The 22,374-nt window shown below is 68.4% G+C and carries 25 protein-coding genes and 1 tRNA gene; 7 read left to right on the forward strand and 19 right to left on the reverse strand.

What is annotated here, in order from left to right:
- The first annotated feature begins 93 nt into the window (after window positions 1-93).
- Window positions 94-696, forward strand: a complete 603-nt coding sequence (locus tag GKO32_RS20740; RefSeq protein ID WP_166459667.1) for a TMEM165/GDT1 family protein — start codon at window positions 94-96, stop codon at window positions 694-696.
- Here GKO32_RS20740 and GKO32_RS20745 read toward each other — a convergent pair.
- Window positions 689-1,318, reverse strand: coding sequence for a helix-turn-helix domain-containing protein (locus tag GKO32_RS20745; RefSeq protein ID WP_312868236.1), 630 nt, complete (start codon window positions 1,316-1,318; stop codon window positions 689-691). The genes GKO32_RS20740 and GKO32_RS20745 overlap by 8 nt on opposite strands.
- Entirely contained in the window at window positions 1,315-2,169 is an 855-nt protein-coding gene (locus tag GKO32_RS20750; RefSeq protein WP_312868248.1) for a hypothetical protein, read from the reverse strand. Before GKO32_RS20750 ends, GKO32_RS20745 begins: the two co-directional genes overlap by 4 nt.
- Before the next feature lie 130 nt (window positions 2,170-2,299).
- On the opposite strand from GKO32_RS20750, the gene GKO32_RS20755 reads away from it, so the two are divergent.
- Entirely contained in the window at window positions 2,300-3,073 is a 774-nt protein-coding gene (locus tag GKO32_RS20755) for a DUF2470 domain-containing protein (RefSeq protein ID WP_312868237.1), read from the forward strand.
- On the opposite strand, the gene GKO32_RS20760 is transcribed toward GKO32_RS20755, so the two are convergent.
- A complete protein-coding gene (locus GKO32_RS20760) occupies window positions 3,070-3,531 on the reverse strand; it encodes a PPOX class F420-dependent oxidoreductase (RefSeq protein ID WP_154758536.1) in 462 nt (153 codons plus the stop codon). The genes GKO32_RS20755 and GKO32_RS20760 overlap by 4 nt on opposite strands.
- A gap of 24 nt (window positions 3,532-3,555) precedes the next feature.
- On the opposite strand from GKO32_RS20760, the gene GKO32_RS20765 reads away from it, so the two are divergent.
- From GKO32_RS20765 to GKO32_RS20775, 3 genes are all read left to right on the forward strand, one after another.
- Window positions 3,556-4,362, forward strand: coding sequence for a CPBP family intramembrane glutamic endopeptidase (locus GKO32_RS20765; RefSeq protein WP_312868238.1), 807 nt, complete (start codon window positions 3,556-3,558; stop codon window positions 4,360-4,362).
- A 28-nt stretch (window positions 4,363-4,390) separates the two neighbouring features.
- The gene (locus tag GKO32_RS20770; RefSeq protein WP_312868249.1) at window positions 4,391-5,578 is read left to right on the forward strand and encodes an arginine deiminase; all 1,188 of its coding nucleotides are present in this window, start codon (window positions 4,391-4,393) and stop codon (window positions 5,576-5,578) included.
- Window positions 5,579-5,801: 223 nt separating this feature from the next.
- Window positions 5,802-6,350 (forward strand): ferritin, encoded by a 549-nt coding sequence (locus GKO32_RS20775; RefSeq protein WP_154758538.1) that lies wholly within the window; start codon window positions 5,802-5,804, stop codon window positions 6,348-6,350.
- On the opposite strand, the gene GKO32_RS20780 is transcribed toward GKO32_RS20775, so the two are convergent.
- The 4 genes from GKO32_RS20780 to GKO32_RS20795 all read right to left on the reverse strand — a co-directional run bounded on the left by GKO32_RS20780 (window position 6,351) and on the right by GKO32_RS20795 (window position 8,980).
- On the reverse strand, window positions 6,351-7,187 hold the full coding sequence (locus GKO32_RS20780; protein ID WP_154758539.1) for a superantigen-like protein SSL4: 837 nt from the start codon (window positions 7,185-7,187) through the stop codon (window positions 6,351-6,353).
- A complete protein-coding gene (locus tag GKO32_RS20785) occupies window positions 7,184-7,678 on the reverse strand; it encodes a SigE family RNA polymerase sigma factor (protein WP_154758568.1) in 495 nt (164 codons plus the stop codon). The genes GKO32_RS20780 and GKO32_RS20785 overlap by 4 nt, the downstream gene beginning before the upstream one ends.
- Before the next feature lie 79 nt (window positions 7,679-7,757).
- Window positions 7,758-8,126, reverse strand: coding sequence for a DUF952 domain-containing protein (locus GKO32_RS20790; RefSeq protein ID WP_312868239.1), 369 nt, complete (start codon window positions 8,124-8,126; stop codon window positions 7,758-7,760).
- A complete protein-coding gene (locus GKO32_RS20795; RefSeq protein ID WP_154758540.1) occupies window positions 8,123-8,980 on the reverse strand; it encodes a DUF5926 family protein in 858 nt (285 codons plus the stop codon). Before GKO32_RS20795 ends, GKO32_RS20790 begins: the two co-directional genes overlap by 4 nt.
- Before the next feature lie 64 nt (window positions 8,981-9,044).
- On the opposite strand from GKO32_RS20795, the gene GKO32_RS20800 reads away from it, so the two are divergent.
- Window positions 9,045-10,199 (forward strand): cytochrome P450, encoded by a 1,155-nt coding sequence (locus GKO32_RS20800; protein ID WP_312868240.1) that lies wholly within the window; start codon window positions 9,045-9,047, stop codon window positions 10,197-10,199.
- Here GKO32_RS20800 and GKO32_RS20805 read toward each other — a convergent pair.
- The 12 genes from GKO32_RS20805 to GKO32_RS20860 form a co-directional block, all read right to left on the reverse strand.
- Window positions 10,191-11,102, reverse strand: coding sequence for a DUF4328 domain-containing protein (locus GKO32_RS20805; protein ID WP_154758541.1), 912 nt, complete (start codon window positions 11,100-11,102; stop codon window positions 10,191-10,193). The two genes, GKO32_RS20800 and GKO32_RS20805, sit on opposite strands and share 9 nt — an antisense overlap.
- 7 nt (window positions 11,103-11,109) lie before the next feature.
- Window positions 11,110-11,442: a rhodanese-like domain-containing protein gene (locus GKO32_RS20810; RefSeq protein ID WP_312868242.1), complete on the reverse strand. Its 333-nt coding sequence runs from the start codon at window positions 11,440-11,442 to the stop codon at window positions 11,110-11,112.
- A 43-nt stretch (window positions 11,443-11,485) separates the two neighbouring features.
- Window positions 11,486-13,102 (reverse strand): monocarboxylic acid transporter, encoded by a 1,617-nt coding sequence (locus tag GKO32_RS20815; protein WP_312868244.1) that lies wholly within the window; start codon window positions 13,100-13,102, stop codon window positions 11,486-11,488.
- Window positions 13,099-13,470 carry a DUF485 domain-containing protein gene (locus GKO32_RS20820; RefSeq protein WP_312868245.1) on the reverse strand — a complete coding sequence of 124 codons (372 nt, stop codon included), beginning with the start codon at window positions 13,468-13,470 and terminating at the stop codon, window positions 13,099-13,101. Before GKO32_RS20820 ends, GKO32_RS20815 begins: the two co-directional genes overlap by 4 nt.
- A 171-nt stretch (window positions 13,471-13,641) precedes the next feature.
- Complete coding sequence (locus tag GKO32_RS20825) at window positions 13,642-15,426, reverse strand: sodium/solute symporter (protein WP_312868246.1); 1,785 nt, start codon at window positions 15,424-15,426, stop codon at window positions 13,642-13,644.
- Between the two features lie 112 nt (window positions 15,427-15,538).
- Window positions 15,539-16,030 (reverse strand): hypothetical protein, encoded by a 492-nt coding sequence (locus GKO32_RS20830; RefSeq protein ID WP_154758543.1) that lies wholly within the window; start codon window positions 16,028-16,030, stop codon window positions 15,539-15,541.
- Window positions 16,027-16,851: a LytR/AlgR family response regulator transcription factor gene (locus tag GKO32_RS20835; RefSeq protein WP_154758544.1), complete on the reverse strand. Its 825-nt coding sequence runs from the start codon at window positions 16,849-16,851 to the stop codon at window positions 16,027-16,029. Before GKO32_RS20835 ends, GKO32_RS20830 begins: the two co-directional genes overlap by 4 nt.
- A gap of 48 nt (window positions 16,852-16,899) precedes the next feature.
- On the reverse strand, window positions 16,900-17,739 hold the full coding sequence (locus GKO32_RS20840) for a S49 family peptidase (RefSeq protein WP_154758545.1): 840 nt from the start codon (window positions 17,737-17,739) through the stop codon (window positions 16,900-16,902).
- A gap of 9 nt (window positions 17,740-17,748) precedes the next feature.
- On the reverse strand, window positions 17,749-19,023 hold the full coding sequence (locus GKO32_RS20845) for a GAF domain-containing sensor histidine kinase (protein WP_154758546.1): 1,275 nt from the start codon (window positions 19,021-19,023) through the stop codon (window positions 17,749-17,751).
- A gap of 152 nt (window positions 19,024-19,175) precedes the next feature.
- A complete protein-coding gene (locus GKO32_RS20850) occupies window positions 19,176-20,027 on the reverse strand; it encodes an Fpg/Nei family DNA glycosylase (RefSeq protein WP_154758547.1) in 852 nt (283 codons plus the stop codon).
- A 3-nt stretch (window positions 20,028-20,030) separates the two neighbouring features.
- Complete coding sequence (locus GKO32_RS20855) at window positions 20,031-20,471, reverse strand: DUF983 domain-containing protein (protein WP_154758548.1); 441 nt, start codon at window positions 20,469-20,471, stop codon at window positions 20,031-20,033.
- Between the two features lie 103 nt (window positions 20,472-20,574).
- On the reverse strand, window positions 20,575-22,002 hold the full coding sequence (locus GKO32_RS20860) for a sigma-70 family RNA polymerase sigma factor (protein ID WP_246244203.1): 1,428 nt from the start codon (window positions 22,000-22,002) through the stop codon (window positions 20,575-20,577).
- A 184-nt stretch (window positions 22,003-22,186) separates the two neighbouring features.
- On the opposite strand from GKO32_RS20860, the gene GKO32_RS20865 reads away from it, so the two are divergent.
- Window positions 22,187-22,259, forward strand: a tRNA-Gly gene (locus GKO32_RS20865).
- Window positions 22,260-22,374: the final 115 nt, after the last annotated feature.

Below are 22,374 nucleotides of genomic sequence, written 5' to 3' on the forward strand. Positions count from 1 at the left end.
CCGGCGGCTCAACCATCAATTCGCATTTCCCATCTGCTCGCATTTTCCGGGAATCACCTTTACCGTTGCAGTGAAAGGGGGAAAAGACCCGCGATGAGCACCGCACTGCTGGCACTGGTCAGCGCGTTCGCCCTGGTACTGGTGGTGGAACTACCAGACAAGACCCTGGTCGCGACACTCGTGCTGACCACGCGATTCCGCGCATGGCCGGTATTCACCGGCGTCGCCGTCGCATTCGCCGTGCAATGTGCCGTCGCCGTTCTGTTCGGGCATGCGCTCACTTTGCTGCCGGACAACGTGGTGGCCGGTGTGGTCGCCGCGTTGTTCGGGCTCGGCGCCTTCATGCTGCTGCGGGAGGGCTTCGCGGCCGGTGGTGGCGAGGAGGACGCGTCCCGGTCCGGACCGCGCCCGGCCACCTTCCTGCGGTCCGCGGTGACCTCGTTCGGTGTCCTGTTCGCCGCCGAATGGGGCGACGCCTCGCAACTCGCGACGGCCGGGCTCACCGCACGTTACGGGCAGCCGGTCGCCGTGGCGGTCGGCGCGTTCGCCGCGCTGATCGCGGTCGCCGGGATCGCGGTGTTCGTGGGCCAGAAGATCCGCAGCCGGATCCGGCCGAAGCTGATCCAGCGCGCCGCCGGGTTCGTCTTCACCGGCCTCGCGCTCGTCGCGCTGTGGCAGGCGGTAAGCGCTAGCTGAGTGCGGCCGCCAGTTCCGCGGCGGCCTCGACCACTTGCGGCCCCACGGTTTCCGCCCTGATGGTGCCCAGCGCCACCACACCGACACTCGCCCGCAGCCCCGGCACGCCCCGCACGGGGGCAGCCAGCCCGGCGACCCCGTGCTGCACCTCCCCCTTCGACGTGGCCCAGGCCCGGCTGCCCTGGCGCAGCGTCAGCGCTTTGCCCGCCGCGCCGACGCCAATCGGCTGCCGGACCCCGACCCGGTAGGCCACGTGCAGGTTCGTCCACGACGGTTCGACGACCACCACCGACTCGACCTCGTCGCCCTCGGCGATCGACAGGTGCGCGGTCGCACCCGAGGATTCCGCCAGCGCCCGCAACGCCGGGCGCGCCACCTCACGCAACTGTGGGACGACCTGCCCGGCCAGTCGCAGCACGCCGACGCCGAGGCGGACCTTGCTGCCGTCGCGGCGGACAAGGCCCCGCTCGGACAGCGGCACCAGCAGCCGGTACACCGCCGCACGACTCGCGCCGATGCTCGCCGCGAGCTCGGAGATGGTGGTCGCCTCGGCACCCGCGTCGGCCACCGCCTGCAGCAGCGCCAGCCCGCGGTCGAGGGTGAGCGACCCCTCTGCGGTCACAGCAGCCCGAGCGCCTCGAGATCGGCGACCGGCTCGGTGAAACTCGCGGACGCGTAGGAAGCGAACGACGCGCGTACCGCCTTCGCCGCCTGTTCCGACAGCCCGCGCGCCTCGTCCGCGAGCTGCTGCTCGTCGGTCGAGGAAAGCGCTTGCCGCACGTCGCCGCCCGATAACGAACGCGCGACCGCGACCAGCAGGTTCAGGAAGCCGTGATGCTCGATGCCCGTCTCCGGGTCCAGGTGACGGACCGCGCGGTGCAGGCTGTTGGTCGCCTTGAACGACGCGCCGGTGGCGCCGCCCAGCACGGCAAGGAAATCGGCGACCTCGTCGATGCTCGGAAAGTTTTCGCTCGACACTCCACCGCAGCGGATCTTCGGCCAGCTGCCGTGCTCGATCACCTTGCGCACCCCGTCGAGCCACCCCACTCCCCGGCGCGGCTCGACGACGCGGATCACGTCCTCCGGCACGAATTCCGACACCCGCTCCAGCCACACTTCGTCCACATCGGACGGTGCGGGCATCTCCACCATGCGCAGCGAAAGCAGTTCGCTGCGGGACTCGACGATCGAAATCGCCTTCGGCACCCCGCCGAGCCCGGTGTCGATGATGAGCGAAAGGGGCAGGGGCTGCTTCGGCTTCACCTTGATCAGTTCGGTGATGAGCTCCGGCAGGCGCGAGGCCTGGCAAAGGAAGACGCCGAGGAGCCCGGCGTGGTCCCCGGCCCGCGCGGCGAAATGTGCCCGGAGCGCATCAGGCATCGTCGCGGTACCTGGCGGGAACAGCGCCGAGTCGTCGACAAGCCGCGCGAAGAGGGGAGGAATTCCACGGGGGCCGGGGGGCGTGAGTTCCACAGCGCTTGACACAAGGGACACGCTAGTAGCGTACGACAACCGGACACACGGGTCCGCAGGCCGGACACACACAGGCTCACTTCCCCTTTCCCGCAATGTAGGTTAGGCTCACCTAACTAGGAGGTGGCTCGTGACTCAGGCTTCAACCCGTCGACCGCCCGCACCGGCACCGGCTGAGCGCGCCAAGACGATCGCCGTCCGCGACTGTGGCAGCTCGCTCGTCCCGACCGGCCCCAGCGACGGTGCGCGTGTCGTGCCCGAGCTGCACCACGTGCACACCAGCGGGAGCGTGAGCATCCTGCTGCCCGACGGGCACCCACTGCTGACGAGGGCCGCCGACGCCGAGGTCGCCGTGATGCTGGAACTCACCGATCACGCCCCGGTCGAGCTGCGCGAACCGGTGCGCGGGCTGCTGTGGATCACCGGCTGGCTCCGGCCGCTCGGCCACGCCGCCGCGCGTGCCCGTGCCGTCGCGATCGCCGAGACCAGGCCGGATCACCGGCTGCTCGATCTCGGTCACGGGATGAGCCTGCTGCGTCTCACCCCGGCCTCCCTCGTGCTCGCCGACGCCGAGGGCACGCATTCCCTGCGGCCACACATGTTCAGCGCGGCGAGCCCGGACCCGTTCGCCGAGTACGAGACCACCTGGTTACGGCATCTCGACCAGGAGCACGCCGACGTCGTCGCGGACCTGGCCAGGCATGTGCCGGAGGAACTGCGCGGCGGGCACATCCGCCCGCTCGGGCTCGACCGGTTCGGCCTGCGGCTGCGGGTCGAGACCGGCACCGAGGACCACGACGTCCGGCTGGCGTTCTCGCGGCCGGTGTCGGATCCGGCGGAGCTCGGCAGCGAGATGCGCCGCCTCGTAGGCTGTCCTTTCCTTGCGCGGCAACACAAAGGCTAGGCAAGCTCCGGTGGGAAACCGCCCTTCGCGATCGGGCCCCAGCGATCGATCGTGACCCGGATCAGGCTCTTGTTCTGCTTGCGCATAGCGGCGCGGTACTCGTCCCAGTCGGGATGCTCACCGGAGATGCACCGGAAGTATTCGACGAGCGGCTCCACTGCGTCGGGCATGTCGAGCACCTCGGCCCGCCCGTCGATCTGGACGTAGCGACCGTTCCACTCGTCGGAGACGACGCACGCGGACACCGCCGGGTTGCGGCGCGCGTTGACCGCCTTGGCGCGTTTCGGATAGGTCGAGACGACGAACCGGCCCTCGGTGTCGATACCGGCGGTGACCGGCGAGAGCTGCGGCGTGCCGTCCGCGCGGGTGGTCATCAGGATGGCGCGGTGCCGGGGACGCAGGAACTCCAGCAGTTCTTCACGTCCGACCCGGTCCGCCGTCGCTATGTTCGGTGCCATGAGGATCGAAGGTAGCGTGCGCGGGTGACGTCGCTCGCCCGAGACTGGTTCCGTCCGGAACGTCCTGACCTGCCCGAACTCGTGACGGACGAGGCCGAGCGACGGCGTATCAAGCTGGAGCTGGTGATCGTCTTCGGCATCACGCTCGGGTTGTCGGGGGCGCGCAGCCTGGTGTCGCTGCTGGACTCGTTGCTCCAGCCGACACCACTGAGCCGCCAGCACGTCGCGCTCAACGCACCACAGGCCGCGCAGAGCCTGCTCGATCTGCTCGCACAGTTGCTGAGCGTCGTGCAGCTGGTCTGCTGGGGCGCGCTCGGTGCGTATCTGCTGGTCCGCGCCGGGTTCCGGCTGCGGTCGGTGGGGCTGGGCTGGCGCCGTCGCGACCTGCTGTGGGGCGGCGGGCTCGCCGCGCTGATCGGGATTCCGGGCCTCGCGTTGTATTTCGTCGGCTGGAAGCTCGGCCTCAACCTGGCCGTCTCGCCTTCCACGCTGGGCGACACCTGGTGGCGGCCGATCGTGCTCACGCTGTCGGCGTTCGGCAACGCCTTCGCGGAGGAGATGCTCGTCATCGGCTACCTGCTGACCCGCCTGCGGCAGCTGGCGTTCCGTGAGAACACGTCGCTGCTCGCGGCGGCCGTGCTGCGCGGGTCGTACCACCTCTACCAGGGCTTCGGCGGGTTCGTCGGGAACCTGATCATGGGTCTGGTGTTCGGCCGGGTGTGGCAGCGGACCAACCGGTTGTGGCCGCTCGTCGTCGCGCACACGATCCTCGACGTGGTCTCGTTCGTCGGGTACTCGCTGGCGAAGGGACACGTGGCGTTCCTGCCGTAATCTGCGGGGCATGGCGAGCGAACCGAGGGTGGACAGCGAGGTCGGGCCGCTGCGTGCCGTGCTGTTGCACCGGCCGGGTAACGAGCTCAAAAGGCTCACCCCGCGCAACAACGACCAGCTGCTGTTCGACTCGATCCCCTGGGTGGACCGGGCGCAACAGGAGCACGACGCGTTCGCCGACGTGCTGCGCGGCCGTGGTGTCGAGGTCCTGCTGCTGGCCGACGTGCTGCGCGCCGCGCTCGAGGACGACCGGGCGCATACGGCCGGGGTGCACGCAGCGGTCGACGAGCGGCACCTGGGGCAGACGCTGGCCGACTCGTTGCGCTCCTACCTGTCCGGAGTCGACGCGGGCACGCTGGCCGAGGTGCTGACCGGCGGGCTCACCTTCGAAGAGCTGCCCGCCGCGGAGGGCGCTTCGCTGGTGCGGAAAATGCACCGGCCGCACGACTTCGCCATCGACCCGCTGCCGAATCTGCTGTTCACCCGCGATTCGTCGGTGTGGATCGCGGACAGGGTGGCGATCTCGTCGCTCGCGATGCCCGCCCGCCGTCGCGAGACGGCCCTGTTCGACCTGATCTACGCCTATCACCCGCGGTTCCGGCGGGCCGCCCGCGCTTATGGCGCGCACTCGGCGCCGGTCGAGGGTGGGGATGTCATGCTGCTCGCGCCGGGTGTGCTGGCCGTCGGGGTCGGCGAGCGGACCACCGCGGCAGGCGCGGAATCGCTGGCGCGGTCGGTCTTCGCCGACGATCTGGCGCATACGGTGCTTGCCGTGCCGATCGCGCAGGAGCGCGCCACGATGCACCTGGACACGGTGTGCACGATGGTCGATCGCGACGCCGTGGTGATGTATCCGCTGGCGCGCGACTCCCTCGTCGCGTTCACGATGCGCCCCGCCGGCGACGGTTCGCTGAACGTCAGCGGCCCGGAGCCGTTCCTGCACGCGGCGGCCGAGGCGATGGGGATCGAGAAGCTGCGTGTCATCGACACCGGGCTCGACCCGGTCACCGCCGAGCGCGAGCAGTGGGACGACGGCAACAACACCCTCGCGCTAGCGCCAGGTGTGGTCGTGGGCTACGAGCGCAACGCGGAAACCAATGCCCGGCTCGAGGAAGCAGGTCTTGAGGTGCTGCCGATCGCGGGCTCGGAGCTGGGCTCCGGACGAGGCGGCCCGCGCTGTATGTCGTGCCCGATCGCACGCGACCCGATCGATTGAATGGACTGTGTCATGCGTTGCTGATCCGACGGCAGCCACGGCGGAAACAGGTTCCTGCGAGCAGGTCGACTCCGGACCGTATCCGCCTACTTTCGGTCGGATCAGCAATTAGGAAAGCCTTACCGAATTAGGTTTCCCTATTATTGGGTAAGCCTAACCGTATAAGGCGGAAATTACCAGGTCCAGGTGGCCGGACGAATTTCTCATCGCCTATTCTGAGCACATGGCCATCAAGCGGAAAGAACCCCGATCCAAGTTCTATGAGCTGCTGCAACAGCAGGTGTACAACGAGTTCAACGCCTCGCAGCAATACGTCGCGATCGCGGTCTGGTTCGACAACTCGGACCTGCCGCAGCTGGCGAAGTTCTTTTACCGCCAGGCACTGGAAGAGCGCAATCACGCACTCGCCGTCACGCGGTATCTGATGGACACGGACCATCACGTGGAAATCCCGGGCACCGGCGAGGTACGCAACGATTTCACCGAGCCCGTCGAACTGGTCGAGCTGGCGCTCGAGCAGGAGAAGGCCGTCACCGCGGACTTCCGGACGCTGCTCAAGACCGCCCGCGAAGAGGACGACTACCAGGGCGAGCAGTTCCTGCAGTGGTTCCTCAAGGAGCAGGTCGAAGAGGTCAGCACGATGACCACGCTGCTCAACGTCGTCAAGCGCGGCAACGGCAACCTGTTCGACGTGGAGACCTGGCTGTCCCGCGAGCAGCCGGGGGCAAGTGGCGACTCGGCCATGCCGGCTGTGGCAGGCGGGGCGCTTTAGTCAGCAGGAGTTGGCGGCGACCAGCGAGACCGCGGTGACGCGGTTCTGGTTGCTGTCCACGGAGAAGACGTAGCTCGCACCGGAGCCGGCGGCGGCGGTGTACCCGTTGCCGCTCTTGCTCAGGTTCGGGTAGGCGGCCTCCAGATCGTCCTTGGGGGAACCGACGCGGATCCGTTCGGGCGTGTGCGCGCCGGTCGCAGCGAACCCGACGACGCCGCCGGTGTCCGAAATCGTCACGGAGCTGACGCCTGACGATCCCTCGGCGAGCTTGTAGTTCGTGCAGCCGTTCGGCGGGGTGTCGGCGTTCGCCAGCAGCCCGCTGTTCTTGGCGTCCGTGAACGACATGCCGAGCGTGAGCTTGCCGTAGCCGCTGGGGCCGAGGACGGGCCCGGACACCGCCGGCGGCGGGGTCTGGCTGCGTGACGACGTCGGAGTCGTCGGTTTGGTCTGGGCGGTTCGCGAAGTGGATGACTGCGGTGGCGATGCCGATTCCGGGCTGCTGGCTGGCGGCTCGGACGTGGGGCTGCTACCCGGCGGCGGGTTGAGCGGGATCGAGCTGGCCGGTGCGGACGTGCCGTTGCTGCTCAGTGTCGGCTGCTCGACGGGTGCGGCCGTGTTCGTGTGCGTGGCGCGCAACGGGCCGAAGAACAGCCCGGCGGTGACCAGTGCCGCGACGGTGAGCGCACCGCTGGTCGCGGTCACCGCGGCGCGGCGCCGCCGGATCCGGCGTGCACCGGCGACGATGCGCGCCGGGGCGTCCTCGTCCGCGCCCACGGCCAGGCGCTCGTCGCCGAACAACCGGCGCAGCTCGGTGTCGAGCTCGTCCGGGTCGGTCAACCCACTTCCCTCCCTCCGGTGATCTTGCTCCGCAGGTTGGCGATCGCCTTGCTGGCCTGGCTCTTCACCGTGCCCTGGCTGATGCCCAGCGTCTGCGCGATCTCGGCTTCGGACAGTTCGTCGTAGTAACGCAGCACGATGACCGCGCGTTGCCTTGGCGGTAATTCACGTAAGGCCTGCCACAGCGGTTCGTGCTCGAACGGATCCGTCGCCGGGGTCGTAGCGGCGTCGGGGACGTCGGCGACGAGGTTCTCGCGACGGGTCCGGCGCCACCGGCTGATGTGCGCGTTCGCCATGGACCGGCGGGTGTAGGCGAGCGGGTCACCGGTCTTGCGCTGGACGTGCGTCCACCGCGAGCCGATCTTCTCCAGCACCGTCTGCACCAGGTCGGCCGCGTCATGCGGGTTACCGGTGAGCGCGTGCCCATAGCGGAGTAATCCGGGCAGGCTGGCGTGCACGAACTCCTCGAAGTCCGTGAACTCCCCTGCCATCACCGTTTCCCTCCCCGCGACCGGCACGGTCGTGGTCACGGTAGCTCCTCGCATGGCAGTCCCCTCGCGATTGCTCTGGTCAGGGGACGTTCGGCGGTGGTTCCCGGTTGGCGATGGCGGCCGGAAGTTTGAAGGTTCCGTCGGGTTCGGGCGGGAACGGATGCACCCCGACGACCGCGTCCACCCGGATCGGACCGTAGACGTGCGGGAACCAGATACGGGCTGGGTGCGGGGGATTGCCCTCTTCCCAGCGGACCGGAACGTCGAGGCAGGCCGGGTCGATCTCCAGCAGTAGCAGGTCGGTGCGGCCGGCGTAGAGCGCATTGGCGGGCAGATGCGCGGTGCCCGGATCGGCACAGTGAATGAAGCCGACCGTGTCCAGCGACCGCGAGTAGTAGGCGCGCGTCGTGCGGGCCCAATCCGCCTCCGGGCAGATGTGCAGGATCACCGCAGGGTCAGCTGGCGGCCGATCAGACCGTCTCGAGCCCGGCGCTCGGCGGTGTTGAGCGGTTCGGCGTCGAGGGAGGCCAGCGCTTCGTCGAGGCGGGCGCCGAGCTGCGCGGCGGGCTCGGCCCACTCGCGGGCGTGCGCCTCGGAGTCGAGATCCCACACCGGCACCAGCAGCCCGTGCGCACGGAAGGAACCGGCGTAGCGGGAGCCCTCGCCGAGCCCGAGTGTGCCCGCGGCCGACAGCCGCGCAAGCGCTTGCAGCAGGGCGTTCTCCGGTTCGGGGCGGACCCAGCGCAGATGCGCCTTCTCCCCGGCGAGCACCCAGTACGAGCCGCGGCCGAGACGCTCGGTCGGCATGATCGCCTCGTTGGCACGGTCCAGCGAGAGCTTGACTTCGCCTTCGGCGTCGGTGTCCTCAGGCAGCCACCAGTCGAAGTTCGCGTGCAGGGTGACGTCGAGCTGCGCATCGGCGACCAGGAGGTCCTGCAGGCGCTCGCCTTCGCCGCCGGGCGTCGTGGTGTCCGGCACGGAGAGCACGTCGCCGGGCTTGGCATCGAGGGCCCACTTGAGCGCGCGGCCGAGGTCGCGGCTGATGTCGGACGAGCGGGTCTGCACCTGGAGGCCGACGAACACCCGCTCGTCGCTGCGCACGAACGCGGCCGCGGCGCCCGGCAGCACGGTGGCGAGCGTGACCTCACGTCCCTCGGTGAGCGTCAGCGGCGCCGTCGCGGACGGGACGAACTCGCGCAACGCGACCAGCTCCGGCTCGGCGGCCAGCCCCTCGAAAGGCTGCGCCACGAACACTTCGCGCACCTTCGGCGCCTTGTTCTTCTTGCGCGCGGCCTTACCCATGTGCCCTCCTCGAACGGCTTGGCCGCAGACGCTACCGAACCCGCGAGCGGGCTAGTGTCGGCGGGTGTTCGATCCCCGTGACCCGGTGTTTCTCGTCGATCCGTATCCGGAGTTCGCCCGATTGCGGGCGGCGGGCGAGGTGCACCGGCACGACGGGCTGGGGCTCGCCATCGCGGTGTCGCACGGGGCCGCGTCGGCGGTGTTGCGGCATCGGGCGCTGGGCCGGATCTGGTCGGACGCGCAACCGGCCGAGCAGTTCGTCTCCTTCAACCTGCTGCACCGGAATTCCTTGCTGGAGAACGAACCTCCGGCACACACCCGGTTGCGGCGGTCGATCGCGGGCGCCTTCGGGCGCGGACATGTGGAACGGCTGCGGCCGACCGTGCACCGGCTCGCGGAGGCGATGGTGGCGGAACTGGCTGAGCGCCGCGAAGGGGATCTGCTCGAACACCTCGCGCAACCCTTGCCGGTCGCGGTGATCGCCGAGCTGCTCGGCATTCCCGAGGCTGACCGGCCGCGGCTTGTCCCGTGGTCGAACGCGATCGTGAAGATGTACGAGTACGGCTTGCCGCCCGCGGGACGCGAAGCAGCCGAGCGTGCCGCCGGGGAGTTCGCGGGTTATCTGCGTGACATCACCGAAGAACGCCGCCGACAGCCGGGTGAGGATCTGGTGAGCGACCTGGTGCGCAGCGAACTCACCGGTGACGAGGTGGTGGCCACCGCGGTCCTGCTGCTGATGGCGGGTCACGAGGCGACGGTCAACGTCATCGGCAACGGCGTGTGGGCGCTCCTGCGGCACCAGGACCAATGGCGGCGCCTGCGCACAGATCTGTCGCTTGTGGACAGTGCGGTCGAGGAGCTCATCAGGTTCGACTCGCCGCTGCAACTGTTCGAGCGCACTGCGACCGAGGACGTCGAGATCGCCGGTTTCCGTGTCGCGAAAGGCGAAAAGGTCGCCGCGTTGCTCGGTGCCGCCGCCCGCGATCCCGCGGTGTTCGCCGCACCGGACACCCTCGACATCGGACGGAAATCCAACCAGCACTTGGGTTTCGGCGCCGGAATTCACTACTGCGTCGGCGCTCCGCTGGCCCGGATGGAGATCGCCGCGGCGTTGCGCGCGCTCGTCACCCGGATGCCCGAACTCGAACTCGCCGGCGAACCGCAGCGGCGCCCCGAGTTCGTGATCCGCGGCCTGCGGACGTTGCCCGTGTCAGCGTGACGTCGTGGGCCTGACCGGTCGCAGCCGCGGCGCCGGCGCGCCTTTCACCGCGACGACCCGCCGCACCCGCAGCCGGTCCAGCGAGACCGGCGCGAGCAGGCTCGTCAGCCGGTGCACCACAACCGCCGTCAGCACCGCGAGCAGCGCGGCCGACGTGTCGAGCAGCCCGCTCAGGAACACCCCGTCCGCCTGCGCCTGCACCCCGCCACGGAATCGCCAGACCAGCACCAGGATCATCAGCATCGCGTTGAGCACCCAGGCGGCCCACCACGCGAGCACGAGCCGCGACGGCCTCGGCCGCTGTGACGGTGAGCGGCGCAGGACAGCGTGCTCCAGTTCGGCGAGGATCGAGCCGGCCATCACCAGGTTCAACCCCGGCACCAGCACGCCGACCAGCACCTGCGAGGTGGCGCGCGGCGGTTCGTGCCCGGACTCGTCGGCAGCGGCCTGGCGGGTGATCACCAGCCACCACAACGTCGACGCGAGGGCGAGCACCCCGAACACCGCCGTCAGCAGCGAGGAGACGATCTCCAGCGCATCCGACATCGCGACCACGCCGCTACTGAGCGCGGCGTCCCGGCTGATCACCAGCAGCACGTACCGCCAGAACTCGGCGACCGCACCGATGAGCGCGAGCCCCGCCAGAAACCACAGGATCGTCACGGCATTGCGGGACAACAGCCGCACCCGCTGCACCGGGGGCGGGTAACTCGACGGGGTGCCCGGCACGAGCGTGGGCTCGCGCCAGGTCAGGTTCGGGAAACCCCAGCGTGGTGCCACCGGATACGCGGGCGGGCCGGTGTAGCGCTCGGCCGGTTTCGCCCGGCGCGGCGGCACCGCACCGGGCGGCGGTGACGCCACCCAGCGCACGCGCGGGCGGTAGTGGTATCGGCCGGGTTGCATGCGGGGCCTAGAGGATCTCCGGCTCGGCGCCCGCCTGCTCGCTCACCACGGGATGCCCTTCGGCGTGCCACGACTTCATGCCGCCGTCGACGTTCACCGCGTCCCAGCCGCTCGCGTTCAACCAGGCCGTCGCCCGCGCGGACCGGCCGCCCGAGCGGCACACCACGTACAGCGGCTGATCCTCGGGGAGTTCACTGACGCGGGCAGGCAGCTCACCCAACGGGATGTGGACCGCGCCGGGGGCATGCCCGGCGCTCCACTCGTTGTCCTCTCGCACATCGAGCAGCGTGACGTTCTCGGCGGGAAGTTCGGAAACGGAAGCGGTGGGAACCTGATTCACCTGGCCAGTTTCCCACGCGCCCCCGTTCCGTGCGAGTAAGGCGTCAGTGGGCCGTGGCCTTCTCGGCGTGCGCACCGGTCAGCGCGCGCACCTCCATCTCCGCGTACTTCTCGTCGGTCTTCTCCGTCGACAGGACGGTGCCGAGCCAGCCGAGGAAGAACGAGACCGGGATGGACACCAGGCCCGGGTTGGACAGCGGGAACCAGGCGAAGTCCGCGCCCTTGATCATCGACGTGGACTCACCGGACACCGCGGGCGAGAAGACGATCAGCACGATGGTGACGACCAGGCCACCGTAGATGCTGAACAGCGCGCCCCGGGTGTTGAACCGCTTCCAGAACAGCGAGTACAGGATCGTCGGCAGGTTCGCCGACGCCGCCACCGCGAACGCCAGCGCCACCAGGAACGCGACGTTCTGACTCTTGGCGAGGATGCCACCGACGATCGCCACCGCACCGATCACCAGCGCGGTGATCCGGGCGACGCGCACCTCGGCGGCCTTGCTGTCGACCTTGCCCTTCTTGATCACGTTGGCGTACACGTCGTGCGCGAACGAGGCCGACGCGGTGATCGTGAGGCCGGCGACCACGGCCAGGATCGTCGCGAACGCGACCGCGGCGATGAACCCGAGCAGCACCGGGCCACCGAGTTCGAGCGCCAGCAACGGGGCGGCCGAGTTCGTCGTGCCGGGTGCCTTGCTGATCTTGTCCGCGCCCACCAGCGCGCCCGCGCCGTAGCCGAGCACGAGAGTGAACAGGTAGAAGACACCGATCAGCACGATCGCCCACACCACGGACTTCCGGGCCTCGCGCGCGGTCGGCACCGTGTAGAAACGCATCAACACGTGCGGCAGGCCCGCGGTGCCCAGTACCAGCGCGATACCCAGCGACAGGAAGTCCAATTTGGACGTCCCGGTTTTGCCGTACTGCTTGCCCGGCCCGAGAAGTGCTTCGCCCTTCGCCCCGCCGCCGGCGCGATCGACGGCGTGCTGCAGCAGGCTGGAGAAGTTGAAGCCGTACTTGCCGAGCACCCACAGGGTCATCGCGAGCGCGCCGACGATCAGCAGTGCGGCCTTGATGATCTGTACCCAGGTGGTGCCCTTCATCCCGCCGATCAGCACGTACAGCACCATGATCACACCGACGACGGCGATCACGATGTCCTGCCCGACATTGCCCTGCACCCCGAGGAGCAGGTTGACCAGACCACCGGCGCCGGTCATCTGCGCGAGCAGGTAGAAGAACGACACGATCAAAGTGGACACCGCGGCCGCGGCCCGGACCGGACGCTGCTTCATCCGGAACGCGAGCACGTCGCCCATGGTGAACTTGCCGGTGTTGCGCAACAGTTCGGCGACCAGCAGGAGCGCGACCAGCCAGGCGACCAGAAATCCGATCGAGTAAAGGAAACCGTCGTAACCGTTGACCGCGATCGCCCCGGCGATACCGAGGAACGAAGCCGCGGACAGGTAGTCGCCGGAAATCGCGATGCCGTTCTGGGGACCGGTGAACGCGCGCCCCGCGGCGTAGTAGTCCGACGCCGTCTTGGTGTTGCGGCTCGCCCAGAACACGATGACAAGCGTGATCGCGACGAAGATCGCGAAAATGATGATGTTGAGCGTCGGGTTGCTGCCCTGGACACCCGCTGCCAGCGTCTTCACTCGCCAACTCCTTCGACCGTCTGGAGCTTTTCGCCCTCCACCTCGCCGCGGATCTTGTCCGCGACCGGGTCGAGTTTCCGGTTGGCATAACGGACATACAGCCAAGTGATCAAAAAGGTCGAGACGAATTGCAGCAAGCCGATGAGCAGGCCTACGTTGAAGTTCCCGGCGAGCTTGGTCGCCATGAACTTCGGCGCGTAGGCGGCAAGCAAGACGTAAACCAGATACCAAGCCAGAAACAGAACCGTCATGGGGAAGACGAAGGTGCGCAGCCGGTGTCGCAATTGGACGAAGTCCGGACTCGCCTGCACCTCTTTCCAGTCGCTGCCCGGGCCTGGCGCCTGCAGACCCTGGTCGGTGGTGCTCACGGGACGACCTCACTTTCCCTTGTCGCTGGCTGTCCTGGTCGATGGCTGCGGTAGATCTTGCCCTTAAAGCCCCCATATGTTGTTAACACTTTCGAGTGAATGGCATCCTCGTGCGCGCAGCAAAAAAACAAACCACCAAATGGGTGACGGAACCGAACAGTCGGTAAGTTGTTACTTCCGGTGCTTGCCGCGGCCCGCGCGATGCCGGCTCTCGACCTGTCCGAACCTCGCGACCGCCCGGTCCCGCATGAAGCCGAGCGGGTCGGGCGCGTGCAGCCGCAACATCACGGCGTTGACGTCAGCCGGGCGGCCCGCCCGGGTCCCGAGGCTGACCAGCACGGTCACCGCGAACGCGGCGGGCACCGTCACCAGCGCGGGCTGGTCGGCGAGCCAGGGCAGGTGCCACCCGGTGTAGCCGCCGACCGTGTTCACCACCAGCGCGGTGAGGACCAGACCACCGCCGACGATCATCCCTGTCATCGCACCCGGCCAAGTCAGCCCGCGCCACCAGATCCCGAGCACGAGTACCGGGGAGAACGTCGACGCGGCCAGCGCGAAGGACATTCCGACGCTGAGCGAAAGGTCGGACGGCCGCATCGTCAGCGCGAGCACCGCGGGGAGAATGCCGACAAGCGCTGTCGCCCAACGGAAATCCGGTACCCGGCCCTTGAACAGATCGGTCGACACCACGCCCGCGACGCTGACCACCAGTCCCGACGATGTGGACAGGAACGCCGCGAACGCGCCCGCCATGACCACCGCGGTGAGGATTTGCCCGCCCACGCCCGGCATCACCGACTGCGGCAGCAGGAGCACCGCGGCGTCGGTCTGCCCGGTGACCAGCAGTTGTGGCACGTACATCCGCGACATCGCGCCGAGCAGGGTGGGCAGCAGGTAGAAAAGGCCCAGCAGCAACAACACATGCACCGCGGTCCGCCGGGCGGCCTTGCCGTCGGGGTTGGTGTAGAAGCGGACCAGCACATGCGGCAGGCCCATCGTGCCGAGGAACGTCGCGAGGATCAGCGAGTAGGTCTGGAGCAGATCCGAAAGCCCGTTGTTTCCGGGCCGGAGCCAGTCGTCGTTGTCGGCAACGGCCGCGGTGACCGCGGGTACCGGCGTGCCGGCCTCGAACCGCAGCACGGTTCCCTTCGGCACGTGCTCGGTCGCGCTCTTGGCCCAGACCACCATCCGGTCCGCTGTCTCGCCCGGCCCGCGGACGGCGACCGGGGTCACGGTGTTGACCCGCAGATTCACGTCGGCGTCGATCTTGACGGTGGTGTCCGCGGCGAACTGCGGCGGCGCCGGCGAGCCGAGCGCGCCGGCCGGACCGGGGTGACCGCCGCTGACGAACACCGCGCACAGCACGAACGCGGGCACCGCGAGGGCGAACAGCTTGAGCCAGTACTGAAAGGCCTGGACCACGGTGATCGCGCGCATGCCTCCGGCGAGCACGTTGACGACGACGATCACGGTCACCGCGAGCGCGCCCACCCACGGTGGCACCGACGGCAACACCGTGGTCAGCGCGAGTCCGGCGCCCTGCAACTGCGGCACCAGGTAGAGGATGCCGATCACGATCACGAAACCGGTGGCGCAGCGGCGAAGCACAACCGAACCGAGGCGGGCCTCGATGAAGTCCGGGAGCGTGTAGGCGCCCGAGCGGCGCAGCGGCGCCGCGACGAAAAGCATCAGCGCGAGGTAGCCCGCGGTGAAGCCGATCGGGTACCAGAGGCCGTTGGCGCCTTCTTTCAGCACGATACCGGCGACACCGAGGAACGAAGCCGCCGACAGATACTCGCCGGAGATGGCGGCGGCGTTGCGGCGAGAGCGCACCGTCCGGCGTGCGACCAGGAAATCGTGCGTGGTGTTGGCGAACCGCGACGAGCGATGACCGAGGTAGAAGGTCATCGCAGCGACCAGCACCAGACCGGTCAGCGCCCACGCGTTCAACTGCACGGTTGATAGTTTGGCATCAGTCCTCGAAAGCATTCATAAGCGGCGTCAGCCGCCTTGCTGTGGGCCGGCAACCGGCTCCGCCACCCGCACCGCCACGCAGATTGGGCCAACTCTAATTTTCGATCATGTCGACGAAGTCGCGTTCGTGGCGCTCAGCGAGGCGGTTGTAGGCCAAACCGGTGAGCAGCAGAAGCGGAAACGGCATGACCGCCAGCAGAAACCAGGCCAGTGGCACGCCGATCACGCGCAGGCCGGCGAAGTCCGGGGACAGGTAGAACGCCAGTGGCAGCCCGCCCAGCACGAGCACAGCCAGCGCGGCGAGCAGGAGCCCGGTGCGCAACTGACGTTTGACAAGGTCGTCGATCAGCAGCGTGCCCCAGCTGGTCTGCTCCTCGAGTTCGACCCTGGCCCGCAGCGTCGAACTTGACCGCGAACGTGGATCGGCCAGCACGACGCGTTGCCGCTTGGGGGGTTTCGCCGGGGCCTCGGGTTCGGGTTCGATCGCCACGGGCGGCACCCGCTCGACCGTCGCCGGCTCGTAGTTCTTGCCGAGGGTGGGGTCCGGTTTCCGGACACCCTCCACGCGCTGGAAATCCTCCTTCATCGGCCGGTCAGGCGATCTTTGAGCTCACGCGTGTGCCGCCGGGACACCGGCAGCAGCTTCTCGTCGTTGCCGATCACCACTTGATAGCCGCCCTGTCCCATGCGTAGCTCGGTGATCAGGTTGAGCGCCACCAGGAACGACCGGTGGATCCGCACGAACCCGGCCTTCTCCCAGCGTTCTTCCAGCTGTGTCAACGGGATCCGGACCAGGTGACTGTTGCCGTCGGTAGTGAACAACCGCGCGTAGTCGCCCTGTGCCTCGACCCACCGCACCGTGGAGCGCGGCACCAGTTTCGTGGTGCCGGCCAGCTCGACCGGGATCACCTCGTCGTCATCCGGTTTCGCCGGGGCCGCCGGGGCTCCCGCGGCGGCCGGTGCGGTGCTGCGAAGCTTGTCCAGCACCCGCTCCACAGCCCGGTCCAGCCTGCTCTGATTGCACGGTTTCAGCAGGTAGTCCACCGCACCGAGATCGAACGCGTTCACCGCTTCGGACGCGTGCCCGGTGACGAAGACCAGCACGGGCGCGGGGTTGAGCGCGGAGAACACCCGGGCCATCTCCATCCCCGACAACCCCGGCATCTGCAGGTCGGCGAACACCGCGTCGATCGGGGGCAGTCCCTGTTCCTTGCGCTGCAACAGTTCCTGATCGTCCGAGGCCAGCAGGCGCAGCGCTTCCGCGGCGTCGACCGCGGCGAAGACACGACCGATATGCGGATTGGCCTGTAGCCCCTCGACGAGCAGACTCAGGCCGTGGGGTTCGTCGTCGACGGCGAGGACCACCAGCCGCCGAGTGTCAGTTTGCGCGCTCACAGTGGTTCGCATCTTGCCCAGTAGCTGCTCGGGTGTCCATACCGCGCTTGGGCGAACACCTTACAACCCGTAGCGGCTCCAGATCACCTTGTGTGAAAGCGCTTCCACCATCGCCGCGGGCGCACCGACACCGAGCCTCGCGAGCAACGGTTTCTTCGGTTCCGCCATCTTGATCTCCGCGTCGGGAAACCGCTCCGCGACGATCTCACGCAGGTTGCCGAGGCCGTCGATGAGCCCGAGCTCCTTCGCCTTGGTGCCGAGCCAGACATCACCGGTGAACAGGTCATCGTCGCCGGTCAGCCGGTCACCACGGCGTTCCTTGACCCAGTTCACGAACTCCTCGTGCAGCTGGGCGTGCATCTTCTCGAGCCACTCGACGTCCTCGGGCTTCTCCGGGCTGAACGGGTCGAGCCGGGACTTGTTCGTGCCCGCGGTGTGCAACCGCCGCTCGATGCCGAACCGGTCCAGCAGCCCGGTGAACCCGAACCCGCCGCTGACCACGCCGATCGAGCCGACCAGTGACGTCCGGTGCGCATAGATCTCGTCGGCCGCGCAGGCAAGCCAGTAGCCACCCGACGCCGCTACGTCCTCACAGAACGCAAGCACCGGCACGTCTTTCTTCTTCTCGGCCAGCTGGCGGATCCGCTCCGCGACAAGGCCCGACTGCGTCGGCGCGCCACCCGGCGAGTTGATCAGCAACGCGACGGCCTTGAGCCGGTCGTGGTCGAACGCCCTGGTCAGCGCCGACTCGACGGCCGCGAGGTTGATCGTGCCGCGGGCCAGCGGCGACGGGGTCGGCGTAATGACCCCGTGCAGTTTGACCACGGCGACGACGTCGGTGCGGTCACCCCTGTCACCGATCATGGGGATCCTGCTGGTCAAGTCTGAGACGGTTGGCATGGCGCCAGGCTACGGACCTTTCCGGGCGTGTGCAGGCGAGCCGTTGCGCGATTCCTGCGGCGGCACGGCGGCCGAGTAGTCCGGCAGCTCGGTGTGCACACCGGGGGCGTACTTCGGCACCCGCAGCGTCACCTTCATCCCGGCGCCGGGCGCGGTCTCGACCATCAGCGCGTACTCGTCGCCGAACAGCTGCCGCATGCGGGCATTGATGTTGCCGAGCCCGACGTGTGCGCCGGTGCGGTGCGAGTTGCGCAGTTCCGCCAGGCGCGCCGGGTCCATGCCGATACCGTCGTCCTCGACGCTGATCAGCGCCTCCGTGCCGTAGTCCTGCGCGGTCACGGTGACCATGCCGCCCGTCGGCTTGTTCGCCAGCCCATGCTGGACCGCGTTTTCCACGAGCGGCTGGATGATCAGGAACGGCACCACCACCGACAGCACTTCGGGCGCGATCTTCAACCGCACCTCGAGCCTGCCGCCGAAGCGGGCGCGTTCGATGGTCAGGTAGCGGTCGATGTTGCGCAGCTCGTCGGCGAGCGAGGTGAACATGCCCGACGTGCGGAACGAGTACCGGGTGAAATCGGCGAACTCCTGCAGCAGCTCACGCGCCTCCTCGGGGTCGGTGCGGATGAGCGAGGAGATCGTGTTGAGCGCGTTGTAGATGAAGTGCGGCGAGATCTGCGCGCGCAGTGCCTTGATCTCAGCCTGCTGCAGCTGCAGTTTCGACTCGTCGAGCCGGGCCAGCTCGAACTGGGTGCAGACGAACTGCGCCACCGCATCCGCCATCTGCACGAGCCGCTTGCCCTTGGACCGGCCGACCACGATCAGCGCGGCTTCGACCTCACCGTCGACGATCAGCGGCACGATCACCGCGGTTTTCATCTTGCACGTGCCACGGTGATCACAGGGCACGTCGTCATGGTTGACGACCTCGCGCCGGAGCTTGCGGATCGCCATCCCGATCGGGACGGCGAGATCGACGTAGTGATCGTTCGCCTCGCCGTCCCACGAGGCGAGCGTGCCTTCCGGGTCGGTGATGCCGACCGCGACGCATTTCAGAAGCTCGAGCAGCTGGGAGGTGATCCTGTCTGCGGCCACCTGGTCGAAGCCTTCGCGCAGGTCAGGCGTGGCTTTCGACATGTGGTAGACGGCTTCGAGTACGGCATCGTCGACGAAACCGCTGGGCTTGCGGGCGCGCACGACGAGCACGATGATGACGATCAGCAGCAGACCCGCCACAGTCCACGGAATGATCTGCGCGATCGGCAAGTCGGACACGGCGTCCATGCTCTGCGCTCGCTGAGCCGCGTGCAAGGCTTCGGGCCCACTTTCTGTGTAGTTGCCCCCACCCTGGGGTCGAGCGCACCTTACCCAAAGTGGGAACGGCGCCATATCGGCCAACCGAGTGTCGCAAGTAGACGATGCGCGAGCGCTCCGTGCTACTTGAGCAAGCGGGACAGCCGCCGGTCCGCGAGCGGCTTGCCGCCCGTCTGGCACGTCGGGCAGTACTGGAAAGCCTTGTCCGCGAACGAAATCTCGCGCACCGTGTCACCGCAGACCGGGCACGGCAGGCCGGTGCGCGCGTGCACCCGCAACCCCGATCGCTTCTCGCCCTTCAACCGCGCCGCGTCCTGGCCCACCGAACGCTCGACCGCTCCAGTGAGCACCTCGTGCATCGCGTCGAACAACCGGTCCAGTGCCTCATCGGGCAGCTTTCCCGGGGTGGCATAAGGAGAAAGCTTGGCGGTGTGCATGATCTCGTCGGAATACGCGTTCCCGATTCCGGCGATCAGCGACTGATCCGTCAACGCCGTCTTGAGGCGTTCGGTGCGACCGGCGAACAGCTCGCCCAGCCGCTCACGGGTCAGCTCCAGCGCATCCGGCCCCAGCCGCGCGATACTCGGCACGTCCTTCGGATCGTGCACGATCCACACCGCGAGCCCCTTCTTCGTTCCGGCCTCGGTGAGATCGAACCCCGGGCCGTCCAGGTGCACCCGCAGCGCCAGCGGCCCACGCCCCGGCTTCGGTGGGGTCGGCGACAGCTGATCAGACCAGCGCAGCCAGCCTGCGCGGGCAAGGTGGATCACGAGATGGATGCCGTCACAGTCCAGATCGAGATGCTTGCCGTACCTGCCGGCCGCGGTCACCGTGCGCCCGTGCAGCTCCGTCCACTGCGGGGTCACGGTCTTGAGTACGCCGAAGGAAGCCACATCGACCCGTGTCACCGCCCGGCCGACCGCGTGCTCACGCAGATGGTGGGCAAGCGCCTCGACCTCGGGTAACTCGGGCATCGGTCACTCCATCGGATGCAGGGGGCCGTCGAAGTCCGGCAGGCCCTCGGTCCGGATGGTCTTGGTGACCTTGGCGACCTCGCCCCGCACCCGGAACATCCCGGACACGACGCCGACCCAGCGCTCCGGCGGGTGGTCACCCAGCGGATCGCCGTCGGTCTCCGCCACCAGACCCCATGGCCTGTTCAGCACCCACCGCAGCGGGAAGAACAGCGCGATCAGCAGCAGTCCCCAGACCACCCAAGCCGGGATCACGACCCCGTCAGGTAGCCATGCCACCAGGATAACCGCGAGCAGCAACGTGACCGAAAGCATCGCGACGCCCGACACCGGGCTGCCAGCGACATCGTGCTCGAAGTCGGTGACGGTGGCCGGGCGGCGCCACTCCATCTGTGCCCGGACGGTCCAGTTCCGGCCGTCCAACCCGTGCACCTGCCGGTTCATGCTTCGTGGCCTCCTGGACACGCTCCGTCGTTCTCGAGCTTCGTCAACGGTAGCGTGGCAGCACCGCGCGGCGCGAGATCCACGTGAAGATCAACCAGTGGCGTTACCCATGTCGAGGGCCGAAAAGCCACCAGAAGAAGGGGTCGTGGGGGTTGCCGCGACCGTGCACCGGGTGGGACTTGGTCGTCGAGGGGTCCCGGTCGGCCGTTGCCGAGCAGTGGTCATCCGGCACGGTGTCGCTGCGCGAGTAGTCCGGCTTCTTCGAGTCGTGGTTGCCCTTGCCCGGCTTCGCACTTCCGGGATCGTCACGCGGCCCGGCACTCGACGACGATGACGAAGGCGGCGCCACATGTGACGTCGGTGTGGTCTGCCGCGGCACCGGGGCCTGCTTGATCTGGCGCTGACTCGTCGCGCTCGCAGCCGGTGTACTCGGCGGCGGTGGCGTGTCCTGCTTCACCGGCGGCGGGCCCGGCAGCTGCAACGTCGCCTGCCCGGGCGGCGCCGGTTGCTGCGGTGGCGGGCTCAGCAACTCCGGCTGCGTCGGCGAAATCCGCAGCTCGATCCCGCTCTGCGGCAGACCGACCACCTGCGAATGATCCGTGTCCATCAGCGCCGGGCCGACCGCGACACCGACGACCCCGGCCGCCGCCGTGGACGCCAGCGCGATCCCGATCTTGAGCTTCGACAACACCAGCCCCTTGACCGTGGCCAGCGCGCCGCCCCCACCCGACGAAGCCACGACCCCGGCCGCGGCCGGCACCAGCATCGCCAGTACCCCAGCGTGCGCGCGCAGCGAAGAACAGACATCCCGCAACTCGGCATACATCGAGCGGCACGAGGCACAGCCCAGCAGATGCGTGCGGATCCGCGCCGCCTCCGACCCGGTCACGCTGCCGGCCGTGTACCCGCCCAGCTTCTCGATGACCCCACGGCAGCTCACGTCCGAAGTCCGGTCCATGGCCAGATGCGCCTGCAGATAAGCCGCGCGCAATCCCTGGCGGGCGCGTCGGGCCAACGCCGCTGTCGCATTCGCGCTCAACCCGAAATGCGGCGCCACCACCGCCGGCTGCTCCCCCTCGACCTCCGTCTGCCACAACACAGTGCGCCAGCGCTCGGGAAGACTCGTGAACGCCGTCGTGATCAAGGTGTGCTCGGCCGTGCGAGCAAGCGCATCCGCACCCGCGCCCGCGCGATTCGTCAACTCGTCATCGGTGACCGGCACGTCACGACGCGCCCCATGCCACTCCCACGAAACGCGGCGGGCCACGGTCAACAGGTACGCGCGGATGTGATCACGGGGACCCGACCCGCGACGAAGCGCCTGCAACACGCGGAAAAAAGTCTCGGCGGTGATGTCCTCGGCCTCCGAGGGATCACTCGCGATCCCACGGGCCAGCCGCCGCACGGCACTCGAATGCAATTCGAAAAGCTCGCTGAATGCGCGATCTTCCCCGGCTCTGAGACGACGTAGAAGGGCTTTCTCCTCGAGCGACACCGTGCGCTGCTCCGGTACCGTGGCTTCCTCCGCCATCCGGCCAGGCACCTCCTCCGCGGGCGGCTTGACCCGTTCGGTTGAATGGGGACACCATACGGAGCCAACGGCCTGTCGTCACCCCTTGTACTCCGGGAGTGACAGAGTTACCTCCGACCGGGTGCCTGTCACGCCCCCAAGCGGCAGGGTATAAAGTGAGCAACGCCCCGGTGAACAGGGCAACGCGGACGTAGCGCAGCTGGTAGCGCATCACCTTGCCAAGGTGAGGGTCGCGGGTTCGAATCCCGTCGTCCGCTCTCGGAGTGGGCGAAGTGTGCCCGCAAAAAGCGCGGGCCAGAAGTATCCGATCGCCCTCATTGGGGGTCGAACCCCCAAACCCCCGCCAGGGCGGGCTTCGCCCCCCTGGACCCC

This window comes from Amycolatopsis pithecellobii, assembly GCF_009707865.1.
In the GTDB taxonomy this organism is placed as follows: domain Bacteria; phylum Actinomycetota; class Actinomycetes; order Mycobacteriales; family Pseudonocardiaceae; genus Amycolatopsis_E; species Amycolatopsis_E pithecellobii.

Bases quoted from the DNA above. Each gene is read 5' to 3' on its own strand.
- GKO32_RS20740 (WP_166459667.1), top strand. From the start codon at position 94: ATGAGCACCGCACTGCTGGCACTGGTCAGCGCGTTCGCCCTGGTACTG.
- GKO32_RS20760 (WP_154758536.1), bottom strand. From the start codon at position 3,531: ATGGCACCGAACATAGCGACGGCGGACCGGGTCGGACGTGAAGAACTG.
- GKO32_RS20775 (WP_154758538.1), top strand. From the start codon at position 5,802: ATGGCCATCAAGCGGAAAGAACCCCGATCCAAGTTCTATGAGCTGCTG.
- GKO32_RS20785 (WP_154758568.1), bottom strand. From the start codon at position 7,678: ATGGCAGGGGAGTTCACGGACTTCGAGGAGTTCGTGCACGCCAGCCTG.
- GKO32_RS20795 (WP_154758540.1), bottom strand. From the start codon at position 8,980: ATGGGTAAGGCCGCGCGCAAGAAGAACAAGGCGCCGAAGGTGCGCGAA.
- GKO32_RS20805 (WP_154758541.1), bottom strand. From the start codon at position 11,102: ATGCAACCCGGCCGATACCACTACCGCCCGCGCGTGCGCTGGGTGGCG.
- GKO32_RS20830 (WP_154758543.1), bottom strand. From the start codon at position 16,030: ATGAAGGAGGATTTCCAGCGCGTGGAGGGTGTCCGGAAACCGGACCCC.
- GKO32_RS20835 (WP_154758544.1), bottom strand. From the start codon at position 16,851: ATGCGAACCACTGTGAGCGCGCAAACTGACACTCGGCGGCTGGTGGTC.
- GKO32_RS20840 (WP_154758545.1), bottom strand. From the start codon at position 17,739: ATGCCAACCGTCTCAGACTTGACCAGCAGGATCCCCATGATCGGTGAC.
- GKO32_RS20845 (WP_154758546.1), bottom strand. From the start codon at position 19,023: ATGGACGCCGTGTCCGACTTGCCGATCGCGCAGATCATTCCGTGGACT.
- GKO32_RS20850 (WP_154758547.1), bottom strand. From the start codon at position 20,027: ATGCCCGAGTTACCCGAGGTCGAGGCGCTTGCCCACCATCTGCGTGAG.
- GKO32_RS20855 (WP_154758548.1), bottom strand. From the start codon at position 20,471: ATGAACCGGCAGGTGCACGGGTTGGACGGCCGGAACTGGACCGTCCGG.
- GKO32_RS20860 (WP_246244203.1), bottom strand. From the start codon at position 22,002: ATGGCGGAGGAAGCCACGGTACCGGAGCAGCGCACGGTGTCGCTCGAG.